Annotated in this window: 15 protein-coding genes; all 15 read right to left on the bottom strand. The window is 68.1% G+C overall.

Going from position 1 to position 17,859, the window contains the following annotated elements; genetic code table 11:
- Positions 1-76 precede the first annotated feature (76 nt).
- Positions 77-2,326 (bottom strand): methyl-accepting chemotaxis protein, encoded by a 2,250-nt coding sequence (locus V3B48_RS01465; protein ID WP_329893023.1) that lies wholly within the window; start codon positions 2,324-2,326, stop codon positions 77-79.
- A 352-nt stretch (positions 2,327-2,678) separates the two neighbouring features.
- A complete protein-coding gene (locus V3B48_RS01460; RefSeq protein WP_032129224.1) occupies positions 2,679-4,667 on the bottom strand; it encodes a chemotaxis protein CheA in 1,989 nt (662 codons plus the stop codon).
- A 45-nt stretch (positions 4,668-4,712) separates the two neighbouring features.
- The gene (locus V3B48_RS01455; protein WP_005409521.1) at positions 4,713-5,078 is read right to left on the bottom strand and encodes a response regulator; all 366 of its coding nucleotides are present in this window, start codon (positions 5,076-5,078) and stop codon (positions 4,713-4,715) included.
- Positions 5,075-5,383 carry an STAS domain-containing protein gene (locus tag V3B48_RS01450; RefSeq protein WP_010482462.1) on the bottom strand — a complete coding sequence of 103 codons (309 nt, stop codon included), beginning with the start codon at positions 5,381-5,383 and terminating at the stop codon, positions 5,075-5,077. The genes V3B48_RS01455 and V3B48_RS01450 overlap by 4 nt, the downstream gene beginning before the upstream one ends.
- 286 nt (positions 5,384-5,669) lie before the next feature.
- Complete coding sequence (locus tag V3B48_RS01445; RefSeq protein ID WP_329893022.1) at positions 5,670-6,872, bottom strand: chemotaxis protein CheW; 1,203 nt, start codon at positions 6,870-6,872, stop codon at positions 5,670-5,672.
- On the bottom strand, positions 6,869-7,651 hold the full coding sequence (locus tag V3B48_RS01440) for a ParA family protein (protein ID WP_049444855.1): 783 nt from the start codon (positions 7,649-7,651) through the stop codon (positions 6,869-6,871). Before V3B48_RS01440 ends, V3B48_RS01445 begins: the two co-directional genes overlap by 4 nt.
- A gap of 4 nt (positions 7,652-7,655) precedes the next feature.
- Complete coding sequence (motD, locus tag V3B48_RS01435; RefSeq protein WP_032129222.1) at positions 7,656-8,672, bottom strand: flagellar motor protein MotD; 1,017 nt, start codon at positions 8,670-8,672, stop codon at positions 7,656-7,658.
- Between the two features lies 1 nt (position 8,673).
- Complete coding sequence (locus V3B48_RS01430; RefSeq protein ID WP_010482457.1) at positions 8,674-9,414, bottom strand: flagellar motor protein; 741 nt, start codon at positions 9,412-9,414, stop codon at positions 8,674-8,676.
- A gap of 101 nt (positions 9,415-9,515) precedes the next feature.
- Complete coding sequence (locus tag V3B48_RS01425) at positions 9,516-11,348, bottom strand: chemotaxis protein CheA (protein ID WP_049401174.1); 1,833 nt, start codon at positions 11,346-11,348, stop codon at positions 9,516-9,518.
- Between the two features lie 2 nt (positions 11,349-11,350).
- A complete protein-coding gene (locus V3B48_RS01420; protein ID WP_006442968.1) occupies positions 11,351-11,956 on the bottom strand; it encodes a protein phosphatase CheZ in 606 nt (201 codons plus the stop codon).
- A complete protein-coding gene (cheY, locus tag V3B48_RS01415; RefSeq protein ID WP_006365466.1) occupies positions 11,956-12,348 on the bottom strand; it encodes a chemotaxis response regulator CheY in 393 nt (130 codons plus the stop codon). Before cheY ends, V3B48_RS01420 begins: the two co-directional genes overlap by 1 nt.
- 57 nt (positions 12,349-12,405) lie before the next feature.
- Entirely contained in the window at positions 12,406-13,149 is a 744-nt protein-coding gene (locus V3B48_RS01410) for an RNA polymerase sigma factor FliA (protein WP_049401180.1), read from the bottom strand.
- A complete protein-coding gene (locus V3B48_RS01405) occupies positions 13,146-14,033 on the bottom strand; it encodes a P-loop NTPase (RefSeq protein ID WP_049401182.1) in 888 nt (295 codons plus the stop codon). Before V3B48_RS01405 ends, V3B48_RS01410 begins: the two co-directional genes overlap by 4 nt.
- Entirely contained in the window at positions 14,020-15,642 is a 1,623-nt protein-coding gene (gene flhF / locus V3B48_RS01400) for a flagellar biosynthesis protein FlhF (protein ID WP_049461532.1), read from the bottom strand. Before flhF ends, V3B48_RS01405 begins: the two co-directional genes overlap by 14 nt.
- Before the next feature lie 145 nt (positions 15,643-15,787).
- Entirely contained in the window at positions 15,788-17,848 is a 2,061-nt protein-coding gene (gene flhA / locus V3B48_RS01395; protein ID WP_153855598.1) for a flagellar biosynthesis protein FlhA, read from the bottom strand.
- Positions 17,849-17,859: the final 11 nt, after the last annotated feature.

The raw sequence follows: 17,859 nt of genomic DNA, 5'->3' as shown, positions 1-17,859 counted from the left end.
GTTCCCTGCCCCTCCGTGTCCCGGGCTCTGGGGTGGTAGCCCTTCCCCCCCCCCCGCCCCCCCCACCCCGGGTACATCAGAACTCCTGCCAGTCGCCGTCTGCGGCCAGCGCCGGCTGGGCCGTCGCGGTGCGCAGCGTACGCGCCGGGACCGGCTTTGCGGCCGGTGCGGCGGCTGCGACCTGGCGCGGTACCGGTGCCGCCAGTGGGCGTGCCGGGATGGCCGTCGTGCCCTGTGATGCCAGCCGGAAGCGGGCCACGGCTTCACCCAGCTGCACGGCCTGGTCTTCCATTGCACGTGCGGCAGCGGTGGCTTCTTCCACCAGCGCAGCATTCTGCTGGGTGGTCTCGTCCATCTGCACCACGGTCTGGTTGACCTGCTCGATGCCGGCACTCTGTTCCTGCGACGCTGCGGAGATCTCGGCCATGATGTCGGTCACGCGCTGCACCGAGGCGACGATCTCGCCCATGGTGCTGCCGGCCTGGTGCACCAGGCTGGAGCCTTCGGCGACCTTGCCGACGGAGTCGTCGATCAGGCCCTTGATCTCCTTGGCGGCCGCAGCCGAGCGCTGGGCGAGGGTGCGCACTTCGCTGGCGACCACGGCGAAGCCACGGCCCTGTTCACCTGCGCGGGCAGCTTCCACTGCAGCATTCAACGCCAGGATGTTGGTCTGGAAGGCGATTCCGTCGATGACCGAGATGATCTCAGCGATCTTCTTCGACGAGGCTTCGATGGCCGACATGGTCGTGACCACCTGGCCGACCACTTCACCGCCCTGCGAGGCGACGCCATGTGCGCCGATGGCGAGCTGATTGGCCTGGCGGGCGTGCTCGGCGTTCTGGCGCACGGTGGAGGTCAGTTCCTCCATCGACGCGGCGGTTTCTTCCAGATTGGCGGCCTGCTGCTCGGTACGGCGCGACAGGTCGCTGTTGCCTGAGGCGATCTCGCCAGCGGCGAGGGTGATGCTGGACGCGCTGGCCTGGATCTGGCCGACGATCTGGGTCAGCTGGGTGACGGTGGTGTTGGCGTCGCCACGCATGCGTGCGAACACGCCGTTGAACTGGCCGTCCATGCGCGCGGTCAGGTCGCCGGCGGCGATCGACTGCAGCAGCTGCGAGAGCTGGCCGAGGTTGCCGTCGGCGACCTGCATCATGCTGTTGAGCTGCTCGATCATCACGCGGAAATCGTGATCGAAACGCTGCGCATCACCGCGCTGGCTGAAGTCGCCTGCGGCGGCGGCACTGGCCAGCTGCTGGATCTGCGTGTTGATGGCCAGCAGGCTGGCCTTGGCCGCATCCATCGACTCGTGCAGGATCGCGCGGCTGCCGGGCAGGCGGCGTGCGTCCGGGGTGAGGTTGCCGGTGGCGTACTGGTTGAGCACGTCGATGGCGTCGCGGATCGCGTCGAGATGTTCGAAAATGACCGTGTTGATACCGCTGGCCAGCTGCCCATAGACGCCCGGGAAGTCTTCCGGAATGCGGTGGCTGATGTCTGGACCGGCGTGCATCTGCGCCATCAGCTGGGTCTGCTCGGAGAAGCGGCGCAGCATCGCGGTCATTTCGGTGGTGGCGGCCAGCATCTTGCCGGCTTCGTCCTTGCTGGTGGCCTGGGTGCTGACGCTGAGATCGCCACGGGCAACGGCCTGGATCGCGTGCACGGCCTTGCCGAGCGGGCCGGTGACGGCGCGCGAGATGACCGTCGCCAGGGTTGCGGCGACCACAACCAGCAATACTACGACGGCAATGATCGCCAGCATGCTGTTGCGGTGGGTGGCGTTGGCGTTGTTGATCTTGTCCTGCATCAGCGAGCTGCTGTACGCGCCCAGTGCCTTGAGGTCTTCAAAGGCTTTGCGGCGCAGCGGGCGCGACTGGTCGTCGGAGATCTGCCGTGCGACGACGCCATCGCCGGCGGTGGCCGCTTCGCGCAGCTTGGCATTGGCTGCGAAGTAGCCATCGACGTCGGCCTGCACGGCGCGGTAGAGCTCGCGCTCCTTGGCGCCGGCCGGCAGCTTGGCGTACGCGGCCAGCTGTTCGCGCACGACGGCGGCGGTGTCGTCCATGCGCTTGTTGTAGTCGGCCACCTTCTCGGGCTGGTCCAGCATGCTCAGCTGGGCCAGCTCATAGGTGCGGAACTCACCCAGCTGCGAGCGCACTTCGCCGAGGTACTGCACGGACGGAATATCGTTGGAGGCCATCGCGCTCAACTGCGCGTTGGCCTCGGACAGGCGGACCAGAGCGAAAGCGCCCAGTACGACGGTCATCAGGGTGGTGAGGGTGAACCCCACGGCCAGCTTGCGGGCGATGGGCAGATCGTGGAACCACTTCATGCAGGGTGCTCCAGGTGGGCAGGGCGCCGGCGTCGTTGCGTCGGCTGGGGGTGGTTGCAGAGCGAACGGTGGTGCCCGGTGGGGGTTCGGTGACGGCCGTCAAAGCGAAATAGCGGCGCAGTTCGGATGGACTTTATGGACGCAGATCACATTCGGTTGCGTAGGGACGGCGTCGCGAAAGTGGTGCCATGACAGGGCTTTCGCTTGAACGGCAAGGTTGCGCCCGAAACCTTCGTGCAGACGGAGTTCACGGTATGCCTGGCGAAGCGAGCGCGGTCAGATCGTGGCCGTGCGCGCAAACGAAAACCGCCGCCCCGAAGGGCGGCGGTCCAGTACACGCATGCAGCGTGGATCAGGCGGCCTGCGGCATCCGCAGCGAGCGCACCAGACCGCCGATGTCGACGATCAGTGCCACGCGGCCATCGCCGAGGATGGTGGCACCGGACACCCCGCCGATGCGGCGGTAGTTGTTCTCGATGTTCTTCACCACCACCTGCTGCTGGCCGACCAGCTCGTCCACTTCCAGCGCGATCTTCTGGCCATCGCCTTCGACCACCACCACCAGCGATTCGCTGCCCGGTGCGCGGTTGCCGTAGCCGTAGTACTCGCTCAGCGACAGGATCGGCAGATACTCGCCACGCACGCGCAGCACGCGGCCTTCGCCGGCCATGCTGCGGATGTCCTCGGCCTGCGGCTGCAGGGCCTCAAGCACATAAGCCAGCGGCAGGATCAGGGTTTCACCGGCCACCGCCACCGTCATGCCATCGAGGATGGCCAGGGTCAGCGGCAGGCGGATCAGCGTGCGGGTGCCAGCGCCGAGGCTGCTTTCGATCTGGACCTCGCCCCCCAGCGCCTGGATGTTGCGGCGGACCACGTCCATGCCGACGCCACGGCCGGACAGGTCGGTGACTGCATCGGCGGTGGAGAAACCCGGCTGGAAAATCAGGTCCCAGACCTGCGAATCGGTCGGGTTGTCCGGCACCGCCAGGCCGCGTTCGGTGGCCTTGGCCAGGATCTTGGCGCGGTCCAGGCCGCGGCCGTCGTCGCTGACTTCGATGACGATATGGCCGCCCTGATGCGAGGCTGCCAGGGTGATCGTGCCGGTCTCGTCCTTGCCCGCACCGCGACGTACGTCGGGCATTTCCAGACCGTGGTCGATCGAGTTGCGCACCAGGTGCACCAGCGGATCGGCGATCTTTTCGATCAGGCCCTTGTCCAGTTCGGTGCCTTCGCCGACGGTGCGCAGGCGGACCTGCTTGCCGAGGCGGCTGGACAGGTCGCGGACCAGGCGCGGGAAGCGGCGGAACACCGCATCGACCGGCAGCATGCGCACGCCGATCACCGCTTCCTGCAGGTCGCGGGTGTTGCGTTCAAGCTGGTCCAGGCCGGCGAACAGGCTCTCGGCGTGGACCGGGTCCAGCGCGTGCGAGACCTGCTTGAGCATGGCCTGGGTGATGACCAGTTCGCCGACCAGGTTGATCAGCGCATCGACCTTGTCGACGCTGACCCGGATCGAGGTTTCGGCTTCCTGGCCGCCAGCGCTGCTGGCAGCGGCGGCGGGTGCCGCCGGTACAACAGCAGCCGGTGTGGAAGGGGCGGGTGTGGCAGGTGCCTCGGTGGCAAGGCTCGGCGGCGCAGCCGGACGGATGTCCAGTTCGCAGTCGTCCAGCACCCAGGCGAAGGTGTCTTCGATCTTGCTGCGCGGTACCTTGCCGACCAGGCCCAGGTCCCACGCCAGGTGGGCCTCGAGCGGGTCGAGCTGGGCGAAGCCGGGCAGGCGTTCCATGCGCGCGGCGACCTGCAACGAACCCAGGTGCTCAAGTTCGCGGATGATGCGCAGCGGGTCGTTGCCGCTCATGAATAGCGATGGCGCCGGGGTGAAGCCGATCTGCCAGGCTTCCGGCGTATCGTCCACCTTGGCTGCGGCGGCCGCGGGGGCGCTCGCTGCGGCCTCCCCGGAAAGAACCGCCTCCAGGCGCGCCTTCACCGCAGCAACTGCGGCGGGATCGGCGGCCTGGCCGTGTTCGGCTTCGCGCAGCAGGGCGCGCAGCACGTCCACCGAGGACAGCATGGCGTCGACGGCGTGGCCTTCCAGCGCCCGCTTGCCGGCACGCAGCTCATCGAGCAGCGTTTCCAGCACATGGGTCAGGCCGGCGATCGCGTCGAAGCCGAAGGTGCCGGCGCCGCCCTTGATCGAGTGGGCGGCGCGGAACACCGAATTGATGATCTCCGCGTCCTGCTGCCCCGATTCCAGGGCCAGCAGGCCAGCCTCCATCGCGTCGAGGCCTTCGCGGCTCTCCTCGAAGAAGGTGGCGTGGAAGCGTTGCAGGTCCATGCTCATGGCAGTGGTGGTCCGGAAGCGAAGAAGGGGAGCGGTGGCGGGCGATCAGCCCAGCACTTTCTGCACGGTGGCGACCAGCTGTTCCGGATTGAACGGCTTGACCAGCCAGCCGGTGGCGCCGGCGGCCTTGCCTTCGGACTTCTTGTCGGCGGCCGATTCGGTGGTCAGCATCAGCAGCGGCGTGAACTTGTAGTCCGGCAGCTGGCGCAGTTCGCGGATCAGCGCGATGCCGTCCATGTTCGGCATGTTGACGTCGGTGACCACCGCATTGAAGCGCTGGCCCTTGGCGCGACCGAGCGCGACCGCGCCGTCTTCAGCTTCTTCGACGGCAAAACCGGCCGAGGTGAGGGCGAAGGACACCATCTGGCGCATTGACGCCGAATCGTCCACCACCAAGATACGTGCGCTCATGCAGCGTTCTCCACAGATTTCAGGTTGTCATGGGTTACGTCCAGGCCCAGGGCCTGGGTGACGCCCAGCAGGCGCGCGGCGTCACGGAAGGTTGCAGTGCAACCGTGGAAGCCGGTGCCGAGGCCTGCCTCGCGGCGGGCCTGCACGAACGCACACAGCACCTGCACGGCGGCCGTGTGGATGCGGGCGACCTGGCTGGCATCCAGGGTCAGCTCGCCTACCTGCGCCACCAGCGGGGCGAGGCGGTTCTTGAGCTCGGTGGTGCTCTCGATGCCGAGATCCCCACCCAGTTCGACAGTGCTCATCGTTGCTCCGGACAAACGGTTCCGTGATCCATAACGGCACCCCGGTGGGGTTCTTTAGGGGAATCGACGCGGTGCGTCGATGCGGTCGCTGTTGAAAAGGGGACGGAGGGGATTAAGTCGCAACTGGCTCGGCGCTTTGCGCCGATGCGGTGCCTGTCGGGGACGCAAGGCGTTGATCCGTTGGATCAATACCTTACGTCCCCCACTGCGTGGTCGCCGTTGCCGAGGGTGGCTGCGGGAGAGCCTGGTCGATTGCGACTTAATCCCCTCCGTCCCCTTTTTCCGCTCAGCTCAACAACTGGGTGGCATCCAGCAGGATCATTGGGCGCTGGCTGACCCGGGCGACGCCACGGAACAGGTCGTTGGAGATCTGGCAGATGCGCGCGGTATCGGGCGGCTCGATCTGCGAGTCGGTGAGGTTGGCGACATCTTCCACTGCCGACACGCGCAGGCCGATGGTCTCGCCGTCTTCCTCCAGCACCACGATGCGGGTCTGTGAGTCGTCTTCGGCGGCCGCGGCGCCCAGGTGCAGGCCGAGGTCCATCACCGGTACCACCTGGCCACGCAGGTTCATGATGCCCAGCATGGCCGGCGCAGTGCCGCGCAAGGGCAGCAGCGGCACTGGCAGCACCACTTCCTGCACTTTCAGCAGTTCCAGTGCATAGGCCTGGGTGCCGCAGCGCAGGCGCAGCCAGCGCGAGGTGCGCTCGCCGGCGCGTCGGTTCTGCGGATGCGGGCTGCTGGCAGGTCGATGTGCCTGTGCCTGCAGCTCCTGCCAGCTGCTCGGGCGGTTGCCTGCTGGCGCGTCCACGGCCACGCGCGGTGGCGGCGCGGCATCGGTGCGTGCAACTGGAGCGGGTGCTGCGACCACGGCCGCTGGTGGCGCAGGAACGTCCTCGCCGCCGGCAGCGGCCTCGAACGCGGCCTCCAGGCCGGGGCTGTCGGTGTGGGCGAGTCGATGGCTGTCGGCCGGATCGGTCTCGTAGATCACTTCGTCCGGCAGGTCGTCCCATGTAGGTTCCGGGCCGGACTTGGCGGTGGCGGGAGCAGGGGCCGTCTCGTGGATCACCTCGTCAGCCAGGTCATCCCAGGTCGGTTCGCGCTCGGGGGCGGCGACAGGCATTGCGGCGGCCTCGAAGGCGGCCTCCAGTGCCGCGTCGTCCTCTGCCGCGGCAGCAGCAACAGTCTCCGTTTCGTAGATCACTTCGGCGGGCAGATCGTCCCAGGTGGGTTCGCGCTCAGCCGTTGCGGCCGCCTCGAAGGCGGCTTCGAGTGCGGCGTTGTCGACGGCAGGCGCAGCGGCGATGGTCTCGGTTTCGTAGATCACCTCGGCCGGCAGGTCATCCCAGGTCGGCTCGCGTTCGGCCTCGGCTGCAATTGCCGGGCACGCTTCGTCGCTCGCCGGCGGCGGTGCAGCCGGTGGTGCCGCGGTGATCGCTTCGCCCAGCAGTTCGTCCAGGTAGTCGTCCAGTACACCGGTGCTGTTCATGCGGCCTGCTCCAGGGCGCGGGCATCCTCGCCGAGGATCCAGTTCAGCGCGCGGCGATAGGCGGCCAGGCCGCGGCCCGGGTAATCCTCACCAACGCTCGGCAGGGTCAGGCCGGCGGCGTTGCTGATGCGGGTGTCGATCGGAATCGCGTCTTCCCACACACGGCTGCCGTGACGATCCTGCATCGTGCGCAGCGACTCGTTGCCGGCGCGGGTGCGGCGGTCGAACAGGGTCGGCAGGATCGAGATCGGCAGCGGGCGGCGGCGCGAGCGTTCGACCATCTCGCCGGTGCGGACCATGCCATCCAGGCCATGCAGGGCCAGCGGCTCGGCCTGGGTGGGGATGATCAGGCGATCGGCTGCGGCCAGCGCATTGATCATCAACAGGCCGAGGGTGGGCGCGCAGTCCAGCAGGATGTAGTCGTGCTGGCCCTGGTGGCGCGCAAGCGCATTCTGCAGTGCCAGGCCAAGGCCAGGCTGGTTGGCGCTGCGGCGTTCCAGCGTGGCCAGCGCGGACTGTGCGCAGACATAGTCCAGGCCATGGATGCTGCTGGCATGGCACAGGCTGGAAAGATCGGCGGGCGGGGCGCCGAACAGTTCCAGCACGCCAGCCGGCGGCGGGTCCACCGGTACGCCGAACGCGCGGCTGAGCGAGGCGTGCGGATCGAGGTCGATCAGCAGCACGCGATGGCCAAGTGCGGCCAGTCCGCGGCCGAGGGCGAGGGTGGTGGTGGTCTTGCCGACTCCGCCCTTCTGGTTGGCGACTGCCCAGATGCGCATCGGATTACTCCTTCATTGCCGGGGGAACGGCGGCGCCGACGCGGCTGCCAGCCGGCACCGGCGGCAACTTCACCGGTGCGATGGGGGAGGTGGGGGCGGTAGCCGGAGTTGCCGCGGCTTGTTCGGTATCGGTGTTCCGGGTGGCACCGGTGGCTGCGTTCAGGCGCTGGCCGAGCGGGTCCACCGAGTGCGAGGTGTCGGCCAGGATGATGACCATCACCCGGCGGTTGCGGTTGCGGCCCTGCGCGCTGTCGTTCTCTTCGCGCGGGCGGAACTGGCCGTAGCCGACCATCGCCAGCCGCGACGGCTGCACGCCCTGGTCAGCGAACAGGTGCACCACGCTGGCCGCGCGCCCGGCCGACAGTTCCCAGTTCGACGGGAAGGTGGCGGTGGCGATCGGTACGTTGTCGGTGTGGCCTTCCACGCGCACGCTGTTGGGTACGTCGCGCAGGACCTCGGCCAGGCTGGCCAGGGTCTGCCGCGCATGCACGTCCAGCGCCGCCGAGCCGGTGGGGAACAGGATGTCGCTGTTGATCTCGACTTCGATCCACAGCTCGGTGCGGCGCACGCTGATCATGCCGCGGTCGATCAGCGGCGCGAGCGCGGCGGTCAGGCGGTCGGCGATGCTGTTGAGCTGGCGCTCGGCGCGCGCGATCTGCTCCTGGTTGTGCACCGAAACAGGCATGCGCATCTGCGAGGCCATCGACGGCAGCAGGGTCGGGTCGTGCGACGGCGCAGGCGCCGAGGGCCCGATCTTGGTGCCGGACTTGATCACCGAGGGGCTGTCCCAGCCGCCACCCTGCACCTGCTTGTTGCCGACCTGTACCGGATTGATCGTGCGCGGCGCGCCCCCGAAGGCATCGGTCAGTGCGTCGGCCATGATCCGGTACTTGCCTTCGTTCACCGAGGAAATCGCGTACATGACCACGAAGAAGGCGAGCAGCAGCGTCATCAGGTCGGCATAGGGGATCGCCCATGCTTCGTGGTTGGCGTGCTCTTCGTGGTGCTTGCGGCGGGCCATGTCAGTGCAGGAAGCCGGAGAGGTTGGTTTCGATGTTGCGCGGGTTTTCGCCCTGGGCGATCGAGATCAGGCCTTCGATGACCATTTCGCGGTCGCGGGTGTTGTGCGAGATCACACTCTTGAGCTTGGCGGCCACCGGCAGGAACAGCAGGTTGGCCGAGGCGATGCCGTAGATGGTGGCGGTGAACGCGGCGGCGATGCCGTGGCCAAGCTTGCTCGGGTCGGCCAGGTTCTTCATCACCGCGATCAGGCCAAGCACGGCACCGATGATGCCCAGCGTCGGTGCATAGATGCCCATCGCTTCGAAGACCTTGGCACCGGCCTGGTCCTGGTGTTCCTGGCTGCCCAGTTCGATTTCCAGCATGTGCCGCATCGATTCGGGCTCGACGCCGTCCACCAGCAGCTGCAGGCCCTTGCGCAGGAACGGGTCCTGCTGCGCCTCCACCTGCGATTCCAGGCCCAGCAGGCCCTGGCGGCGGGCGATGTTGCTCCACTCGACGATCTGCTGGATCAGTTCGCGGCGATCGCTGTGCGGCGGGCGCACGACCCAGCGCACGATCTTGAAGGCATGCTTGAACACCGCCGGCGAGGTGTGCAGCAGGATCGCGGCGACGGTGCCGACGATGACGATCACGAACGCCGCAGGCGACCACAACGACGCCAGGCCGGCGCCCTTGAGGATGCTGCCACCGACCAGCGAGGCCAGGGCGAGAAAGAGTCCAATGAGGCTGAGTCTATCCATGGTTCCGGTATCGGCGTGTATGAATGGGACTTGAGACACCGGTAGATCGCGTACAGACGGTAGTCACAGTTTTCGGGGCGCCGGGCATGGCCCGGCGGGGTTCATCGCAGCCCGTCCACGTCCAGGATCAGCGCCATGCGACCATCGCCGATCAAGGTTGCACCGGCATAACCGCGCAGGCCGCGCAGCGCTTTCGGCAGCGGCTTGATGACCACTTCCTCACGCCCGCGTACCTGGTCCACGACCAGCCCGAAGCGCGCTTCGCCAGCCTGCAGCACCACGATGGTCAGCAGCGGCGAGGCGGCCGGCGTCACATCCAGCCACTGGCGCAGATCGACCAGCGGCAGCGTGTGCGAGCGGCGGTCGAGCACGGCACGGCCATCGAACCAGCCCAGCGAGGTGCGCGGCGCGTGCAGCACTTCCATCACGCGGGCCAGCGGCAGCGCATAGACGTCCTCGCCGGCCTGCACCAGCAGGGTCGGCAGGATCGCCAGGGTCAGCGGCACGCGGATCAGGAAGCGGCTGCCACGGCCCAGTTCCGACTGGATCTGGATCTGGCCGCTCAGTTCACGGATGCGTGACTGCACCACGTCCATGCCGACGCCACGACCGGAGATGTCGGTGACCTGCTGCTTGGTCGAGAAGCCGGGCAGGAACACCAGGTGCAGGCACTCCTCGCTGCTCAGGCGCGCGGCGGCTTCCGGATCGATCAGGCCCTTCTCGCGCGCCTTGGCACGCAGCTTTTCCGGGTCGATGCCGGCGCCATCGTCCTGCACCTCGATGCTGACGTAGTCGCCTTCCTGCTGTGCGGACAGGCGCACATGGCCCATCCGTGGCTTGCCCTGTGCCTCGCGCAGGTCGGGCATTTCCACGCCATGGTCGATGGCGTTGCGGACCAGGTGCACCAGCGGGTCGGCCAGCGCTTCGACCAGGTTGCGGTCGAGCTCGGTCTCGGCGCCGATCAGTTCCAGGTCCACTTCCTTCTTCAGCGAGCGGGCGACGTCGCGGGCAACCTTGGGGAAGCGCGAGAACACCTTGCCCACCGGCTGCATGCGGGTGCGCATCACTGCCGACTGCAGGCGGGCGGTGGCGATATCCAGAGTGGACACGGCGCGGTCCAGCTCTTCATCGCGCAGGCGTGCACGCAGGGTCTTGAGCCGATTGCGTGACAGCACCAGTTCGCCGATCAGGTTGACGATCGCGTCCAGGCGCTTGGTGTCCACGCGCACGGTATGTTCGGCCTCGGCCAGCGGCTTGGCGGCCGGCTTCGCCGCCGGTGCCGGTGCGGCGACCGGGCGCGGCGCTGCGATCGGTGCCGGTGCCACCACGGCCGCAGGCTTGGTGCCCGGTGCGGCGCCACCGTGCAGCTGGTCGAGCAGGGCTTCGAACTCGTCTTCGCTGATCAGTCCGTCGTCGGCCTTCTTCGCTGGCGCGACCGCGGTCGGCGCGTTGCCACCATGCAGCTGGTCGAGCAGAGCCTCGAATTCGTCGTCGGTGATCAGGTCGCTGCCGCCCGCGGTGGGTGCTGCTGCGGCGGCGGGTGCAGCCACGGCACCGCCGTGCACGTCGAACTGTGCGATCAGGTCCGGCGGCGCATAGCCCGGCTCGGTGCCGGAGGAAACCGCGTCCAGCATCGATTGCAGGTAGTCCAGCGATTGCTGGGCCGCGTCGAAGTGGTGGGCCTGCAGCACGGCCTGGCCGGCACGTGCTGCGCCCAGCGCCTCTTCAGCGGCATGGCACAGCTCGACCATGGCGGTGACGCCGAGGAAGCCGGCGCCGCCCTTGAGCGTGTGGTAGCCGCGGAACACCGCGTTGAGCTGATCGCTGTCCTGCGGTGCCTGCTCCAGCGACACCAGCTGTTCGCCGAGGCGATCCAGGATCTCCTGCGCCTCGATGATGAAATCGGCAGTGATGTCGTCGGATACCGCGCTCATGCTTACAGCCCCAGATCCGACAACAGGTCGTCGGCGTCGTTCTGCGAGACCGCGTGGCGGTCCAGTCCCTTCAGTGCCGGCCCGGCCAGTTCCGGGTCGGTGCGATGCTGTTCCGGCGGCAGGCCGAGCGCGCCGAAGCCTTCGTGCACGCGGCGGACGATGCCGACCACGCGACGGATGATCTGCCCGGTCAGGTCCTGGTAGCTCTGGGTCAGGGCGATCTCGGTCAGGTTGTGGCGGATGCGCTCGAGCTGCGCGTCCTGGCCCGGCTGCAGGCCTTCGGCGCGCAGCTGTTCGGTCAGGCTGCGGCATTCCTCGGCCAGGTCCAGGGTGCGGTGCGTGGCCTGTTCGGTCATCGCCACCACGTGGTCCAGTCGCGCGCAGGCGTCGTCCAGTTCGCCGGCTTCGCTCGGCACGGTCGGCAGTTCGCCCAGCGCCTGTCCCAGCTCGCGGGCCAGCCGCGAGAGGCCGCTCATCATCGGCTGCGTGCGCAGCGCGACCAGCCCATCGATGCGCTGCCGCCAGGCGGCCTCGTCACCGGACTCGAGTGCGTCCAGGGCCTCCTGCAGGCGCAGGGCGAGGGCGTTCTTGTCGACCGTGGTATCCATCAGGCGCTGGCCGCCAGGCGTTCGAAGATCTTGCCGAGCTTCTCTTCCAGCGTCTGCGCGGTGAACGGCTTGATGATGTAACCGTTCACGCCGCTCTGGGCGGCTTCGATGATCTGCTCGCGCTTGGCCTCTGCCGTGACCATCAGCACCGGCAGGGTCTTCAGCTTGGCATCGGCACGGATCGCCTTGAGCAGCTCGATGCCGGTCATCACCGGCATGTTCCAGTCGGTGACCACGAAATCGAACGGCTGGCTCTGCAGCAGCGACAGCGCGGCATGCCCGTCCTCGGCTTCGGCGGTATTGGTGAAGCCCAGATCGCCCAGCAGGTTCTTGACGATTCGACGCATGGTCGAGAAGTCGTCGACGATCAGGATGCGCATGTTCTTGTTCAAAGCAGAATTCCTTTGTTGTTCATTCCGGACGGCCGGGGGCAGCCGCCTCGGGGATGTTCATTCTTCGAGGCCTGCGTCGGCAGCCTCGAACAGCTTCAGCCGGCCACGCAGGCGCAGTACCGCCTGGCCGTGGATCTGGCAGACCCGCGACTCGCTCACGCCGAGCACCGCGCCGATCTCCTTCAGGTTCAGTTCCTGCTCGTAGTACAGCGAGAGCACCAGTTGTTCGCGCTCGGGCAGGTGGCCGATGGCCTTGCCCAGCTCGCGACCGAACTCGCCGCGCTCCAGTACCTGCTGCGGGGTCGGCCCGCCCTGGGCGACGGTGTCCAGCTCGCCCTGGTCCTCGATGCGCGATTCCAGGCTCAGCACCTGGCCACGTGCAGCGTCTTCCATCAGCCGCAGGTACTCGGGCAGCGGCATCTCCATCGCGGCGGCCACTTCAGTGGCGCTGGCGGCACGGCCACTGCTCTGTTCCAGGCGGCGGATGGTGGCGGCGGCATCACGTGCACGGCGGTGCACCGAGCGCGGGACCCAGTCACCACGGCGGATCTCGTCGATCATCGAACCACGGATGCGGATCGAGGCGTAGGTCTCGAAAGAAGCACCCTGGTCGGCGTCATAGCTGCGCGAGGCTTCGATCAGGCCCATCATGCCGGCCTGGATCAGGTCGTCGACCTCGACGCTGGCTGGCAGGCGCGCGGCCAGGTGGTGGGCGATGCGCCGCACCAGGTCCGAATGCTGGGCGATGACTTCGTTCGCCGCCGAGCGCTGCACTTCCCTGTACTGGGCTGCGCCTTTCATGCCGTCACCCCACGCTGCTTGAGGATGCGTTCGAGGAAGAACTCGACGCCGCCACGCGGTTCGGTCGGCGCCTGCCAGCGCGCGGTACGGCGCGCGATCTCGGTGATCGCCAGCGCCGCCGGGCTGGACGGATAGGCCTTCACCACCGGCTGCTGGCGCTGCACCGACAGGCGCAGCCAGTCATCCTGCGGCACGCAGCCGAGGTAGTTCAGCGAGACATCGGCAAGGAACTTCTCGCAGACGCGGGTCAGCTTTTCGTACAGCACGCGGCCCTCGTTGGGGTCGCGCACCATGTTGGCCACCACCTGGATGCGGTCCACGCCACGCTCGCGCGACAGCACCTTGATCAGTGCGTAGGCGTCGGTGATCGAGGCCGGCTCGTCACAGACCACCACTACGGTGTCCTGTGCGGCCTGGCAGAAGGTCAGCACGCCATCGGTGATGCCCGCGGCAGTGTCCACCACCATGATGTCCAGCTCGCGCTCCAGTTCGGAGAACACGTTGACCAGGCCAACGTGCTCGGCCGGGGCCAGCTCGGCCATGTGGCGGCGGCCGGATGCGGCCGGGACCACCAGCACGCCGTTCGGGCCTTCGACGATGACGTCATCCAGCGTGCAGCGGCCGGCGACCAGGTCGGCCAGCGTAAAGGTGGGGTTCAGGCCCAGGATCACGTCGATGTTGGCCAGGCCGAGGTCGGCGTCCAGCAGCAGCGTGCGCTTGCCCATGCCAGCCAGTGCCACGGCCAGGTTGGCCGACACATTCGTCTTGCCCACGCCGCCCTTGCCGCCAGTGACCGCAATGGTGCGCACAGGGCCGAGCGGCTCGCTGCGGGTGGCCGACAGCGGGAAGGTCTTGGTCAGCTTGGCGTACTCACGCGACGGCATGGTTCAACTCCGGGTTGCAGGGCATATCGGCCGCGCGGCGCAAATCTTCAAGGCGAAGTACAAGATTGGCTGCACTGGCCCGGTGCAGGTCCTCCGGGACGTCCTGGCCATCGGTCACCCAGGTGATCGGCAGGGCATGGTCCACGGCCACCGACAGGGCGTTGCCGAAGCGGCCGGTCTCGTCCAGCTTGCTCAGTACCAGGCCCTGCAGGTTGGCGGCGCCGAAGCGGCGGACCACCTCGTCCATGTCGCCGAAGCTGGTGTTGGCCGGCAGCACCAGCAGGGTGCGGACCTGGCGCGCGGCACGCAGCCACTGCAGCTGGGCGGCCAGGGCGCGGTCGCGCGGGCCCAGGCCGGCGGTGTCGATCAGCACCAGCTTGTAGTCCTTCAAGCGTTCCAGCAGCTGGTCCAGGTCGGTGCCGCTGTTGGCCTCGTGCACCGCGATGCCGAGCTGGCGGCCGTAGCCGTACAGCTGCTCGCGGGCACCGATGCGGGTGGTGTCGGTGGTGACCAGGGCCACGTCACGCGGCGCGTGCTTCTCGGCGAAGCGCGAGGCCAGCTTGGCGATGGTGGTGGTCTTGCCGGCGCCGGTCGGTCCGACCAGTGCGATCACACCACCTTCTTCCAGCGGGTCGACCGGGGCGATCGGCAGCTTGCGCGAAATCAGCCCCAGCATCAGGCCGCGGCCTCGATGGGCCTCGGTCTCCAGCGGGATCTGCATGGCCACGTCGCGGGCCAGGCCGGCATCGAAGCCATACTCGTCCATCAGGTCCAGCGCGGTGGCGCGCACCGGGCAGCCGCGCAGGCGCTCGTCGGTGAAGCGGTTCATCTCGCGCTCGATCACATGGCGCATGCCGGCCACTTCCTGGCGCAGCTGGCGGATCTCGGCGTCGTCCTGGGCCACCAGGGTCAGTGCCGGGGCTGGGGCCAGCACGGGGGCAGCGCCGGTTTCGTCGCTGGCTTCGACCGGTGCCGGTTCGCTGGCGACGATCCCGGGTTGCGCTTCGGTCACGGCAGCGGTCGGCAGCGGCGGCGGCTGCACGGCCGACGCCGCGCTTTCGTGATGCGTCTCGTGCGGCGGGTCGATCTGGAAGCGGGCGCGGTTGGCCGGTGCGGCGGTGCTGGGCGCCGGTGCGACGATGGCTTCGGCGAACGGAGCGAAGATCTGATCCGGCAGCGCCGGTTCGTTGACGGCGGCGCGTGCCAGGGTGGCGGCGAAGCCGGTGCTGCCGCGGGTCGGCACGATCTCGTCGGCGCTGTCCAGGGTGCGGCCGGTGGCGCCGACCGCAGCGCGGGCGAGGGCAGCCACGGCCGAGGTGGTTGCGGCGACTGGCTCCGGTGCCGGGGTATTGCTGCGGCGGCGGGTGACCGCGGCGATCACCGCGTCGGCGGCGGTGCGCGGCTTCGGCGCCGGCGGCGGAGCGATGTCACGACGCGAGGCTTCCAGTGCACGCTGCACGGCGCTCTCGTCGTAGTTGGCGGCGGCGACGATCTCGATGCCTTCCTCGATCCGGCGGTTGGACAGGATCACGGCGTCAGGACCATGTTCCTTGCGCACCAGGTTCATGGCCGAGCGCATGTCGGCGGCGACGAATCGTTTGATTTTCATGCTGTGGTCACGGGACGAAGACGGCGGGGTGGCGGTCGGAGAACTCGGGTGGTCGGTGGTCTGCACGGTGCGGGTTCCCCTTGGTATCTGTCTGTTGCGTTGGTTCGAAAGTGGTGTCTGTTTTCTGGCGCATCGGAGGGCGGCGTCAGCTGATCGTTCCGACCAGCTTCAGGCGCTTGTCCTCCGGCACCTCGCTGTAGGCCAGGACCGACAGCGACGGAACGCTGTGGCGGACCAGGCGGGCCAGCGCGGCACGCACCGGGCCAGGTACCAGCACGACCGCGGGCTCGTTGCGGGCTTCCTGCTTGCTGACACATTCGGCCAGGCTCTGGTGCAGTCGCTCAGCGAGTCCGGGTTCCAGCGCGGCGCCGTTGCCCTGCGTGGACTCCTGCAAGACACGTTCCAATTGCGGGTTGAGGGTGAACACCGGCAGCTCCGCCGACATTCCGGCGATCTCCTGCACGATGAAGCGGCCCAGCGCGGTACGCACGGCAGCGGTCAGCACCGCCGGGTCCTGGCTGTTCGGAGCGTGTTCGACCAGTGCTTCGGCGATCTTGCGCAGCTGGCGGATCGGAATGCGTTCGACCAGCAGGTTCTGCAACACGCGCACTACCGCCGACAGCGGCAGCGCCTTCGGCGTCAGATCTTCGACGAGCTTGGGCGCGCTCTTGGCCAGGTTGGCCAGCAGGTGCTGCACTTCCTCGTGGCCGAGCAGCTCGGGCGCGTGTTCGCGGATCAGGTGCGACAGATGGGTGGCGACCACGGTGGCTGGATCGACCACGGTATAGCCCAGCGTTTCAGCCTGGGCACGCTGGTGCGGTTGGATCCAGGTGGCATCCAGGCCGAATGCGGGGTCCTTGCCGGCGATGCCTTCCAGCGCGCCGAGGGCGCTGCCCGGGTCCAGGGCCAGTTCGCGGTCGGGGTGGATCTCGGCGGTGGCCACCGGTACGCCATGCACCAGCACGCGATAGCCGTTGGCCGGCAGCTCCAGGTTGTCGCGGATGTGCACCGAGGGGATCAGAAAACCGACGTCCTGGGTCAGCTTGCGGCGCACGCCCTTGATGCGTGCCATCAGTTCGCCGCCCTGGCTGCTGTCCACCAGCGGAATCAGCCGGTAGCCGACCTCCAGGCCCAGCGGATCGACCGGGCGCAGTTCGTCCCAGCTCAGTTCGGCAGTCGGAGCCGGCGCGGCCGGGCGGCCGAGTGCGTTGAGCGCGGCAGCGTCATTGCCTGCGGCTGCCGGATCGGTGGCCGCGGCCTTGCCCTTGCGGTAGACCTTCCAGGCGATGAAGCCGAGGATCGCGGACAGCGTCAGGAAAGCGACGTTGGGCATGCCCGGCACCAGGCCGACCACGCCGATGATGCCGGCGGTGATCGCCAGCGCGCGGTACTGGCCGAACACCTGGCCGGTCATGGCCTGGGCCATGTCCTGCGAGCGCGAGGCGCGGGTGACCAGCATGGCCACGGCGCTGGAGACCAGCAGCGCCGGCAGCTGCGCCACCAGGCCATCACCAATCGACAGCAGGGTGTAGGTGGCAGCGGCATCGCCGAACGGCATGCCATGCTGCAGCACGCCTACGGCCAGGCCGCCGAGCATGTTGATGAACAGGATCAGGATGCCGGCAATGGCATCACCACGGATGAACTTGCTGGCACCGTCCATCGCGCCGTAGAAATCGGCTTCCTCGCGGACTTCCTCGCGGCGCAGCTTGGCTTCTTCACGCGTCAGCAAACCGGCGTTGAGGTCGGCGTCGATCGCCATCTGCTTGCCGGGCATCGCGTCGAGGATGAAGCGCGCGGTCACTTCCGAGACGCGGCCGGCGCCCTTGGTGATGACCACGAAGTTGATGATGGTGAGGATGGCGAACACCACGATGCCGACCGCGTAGTTGCCGCCGATCACGAATTCGCCGAAGGCGGCGATGACCTTGCCCGCGGCGTCATGGCCGTTCTGGCCGTTCAGCAGGATGACGCGGGTGGAGGCGACGTTCAGCGCCAGCCGCAGCATGGTGGTGATCAGCAGCACGATCGGGAAGATCGTGAAGTCCAGTGGGCGCTTCACGTAGACCACCGCCAGCAGCACCATCAGCGAGATGGCGATGTTGAAGGTGAACAGGGCATCGAGCACCGGTGCGGCCAGCGGCACCACGACCATGGCCAGCAGGGCCAGCACGATCAGCGGTGCGCCAAGGCCCTGGCGGATCATTTCCAGCGCGC

The sequence above is a fragment of the Stenotrophomonas sp. SMYL20 genome (assembly GCF_036320045.1).
In the GTDB taxonomy this organism is placed as follows: Bacteria; Pseudomonadota; Gammaproteobacteria; order Xanthomonadales; family Xanthomonadaceae; genus Stenotrophomonas; species Stenotrophomonas maltophilia_A.
This window is presented reverse-complemented; position numbering and strand designations above follow the sequence as displayed.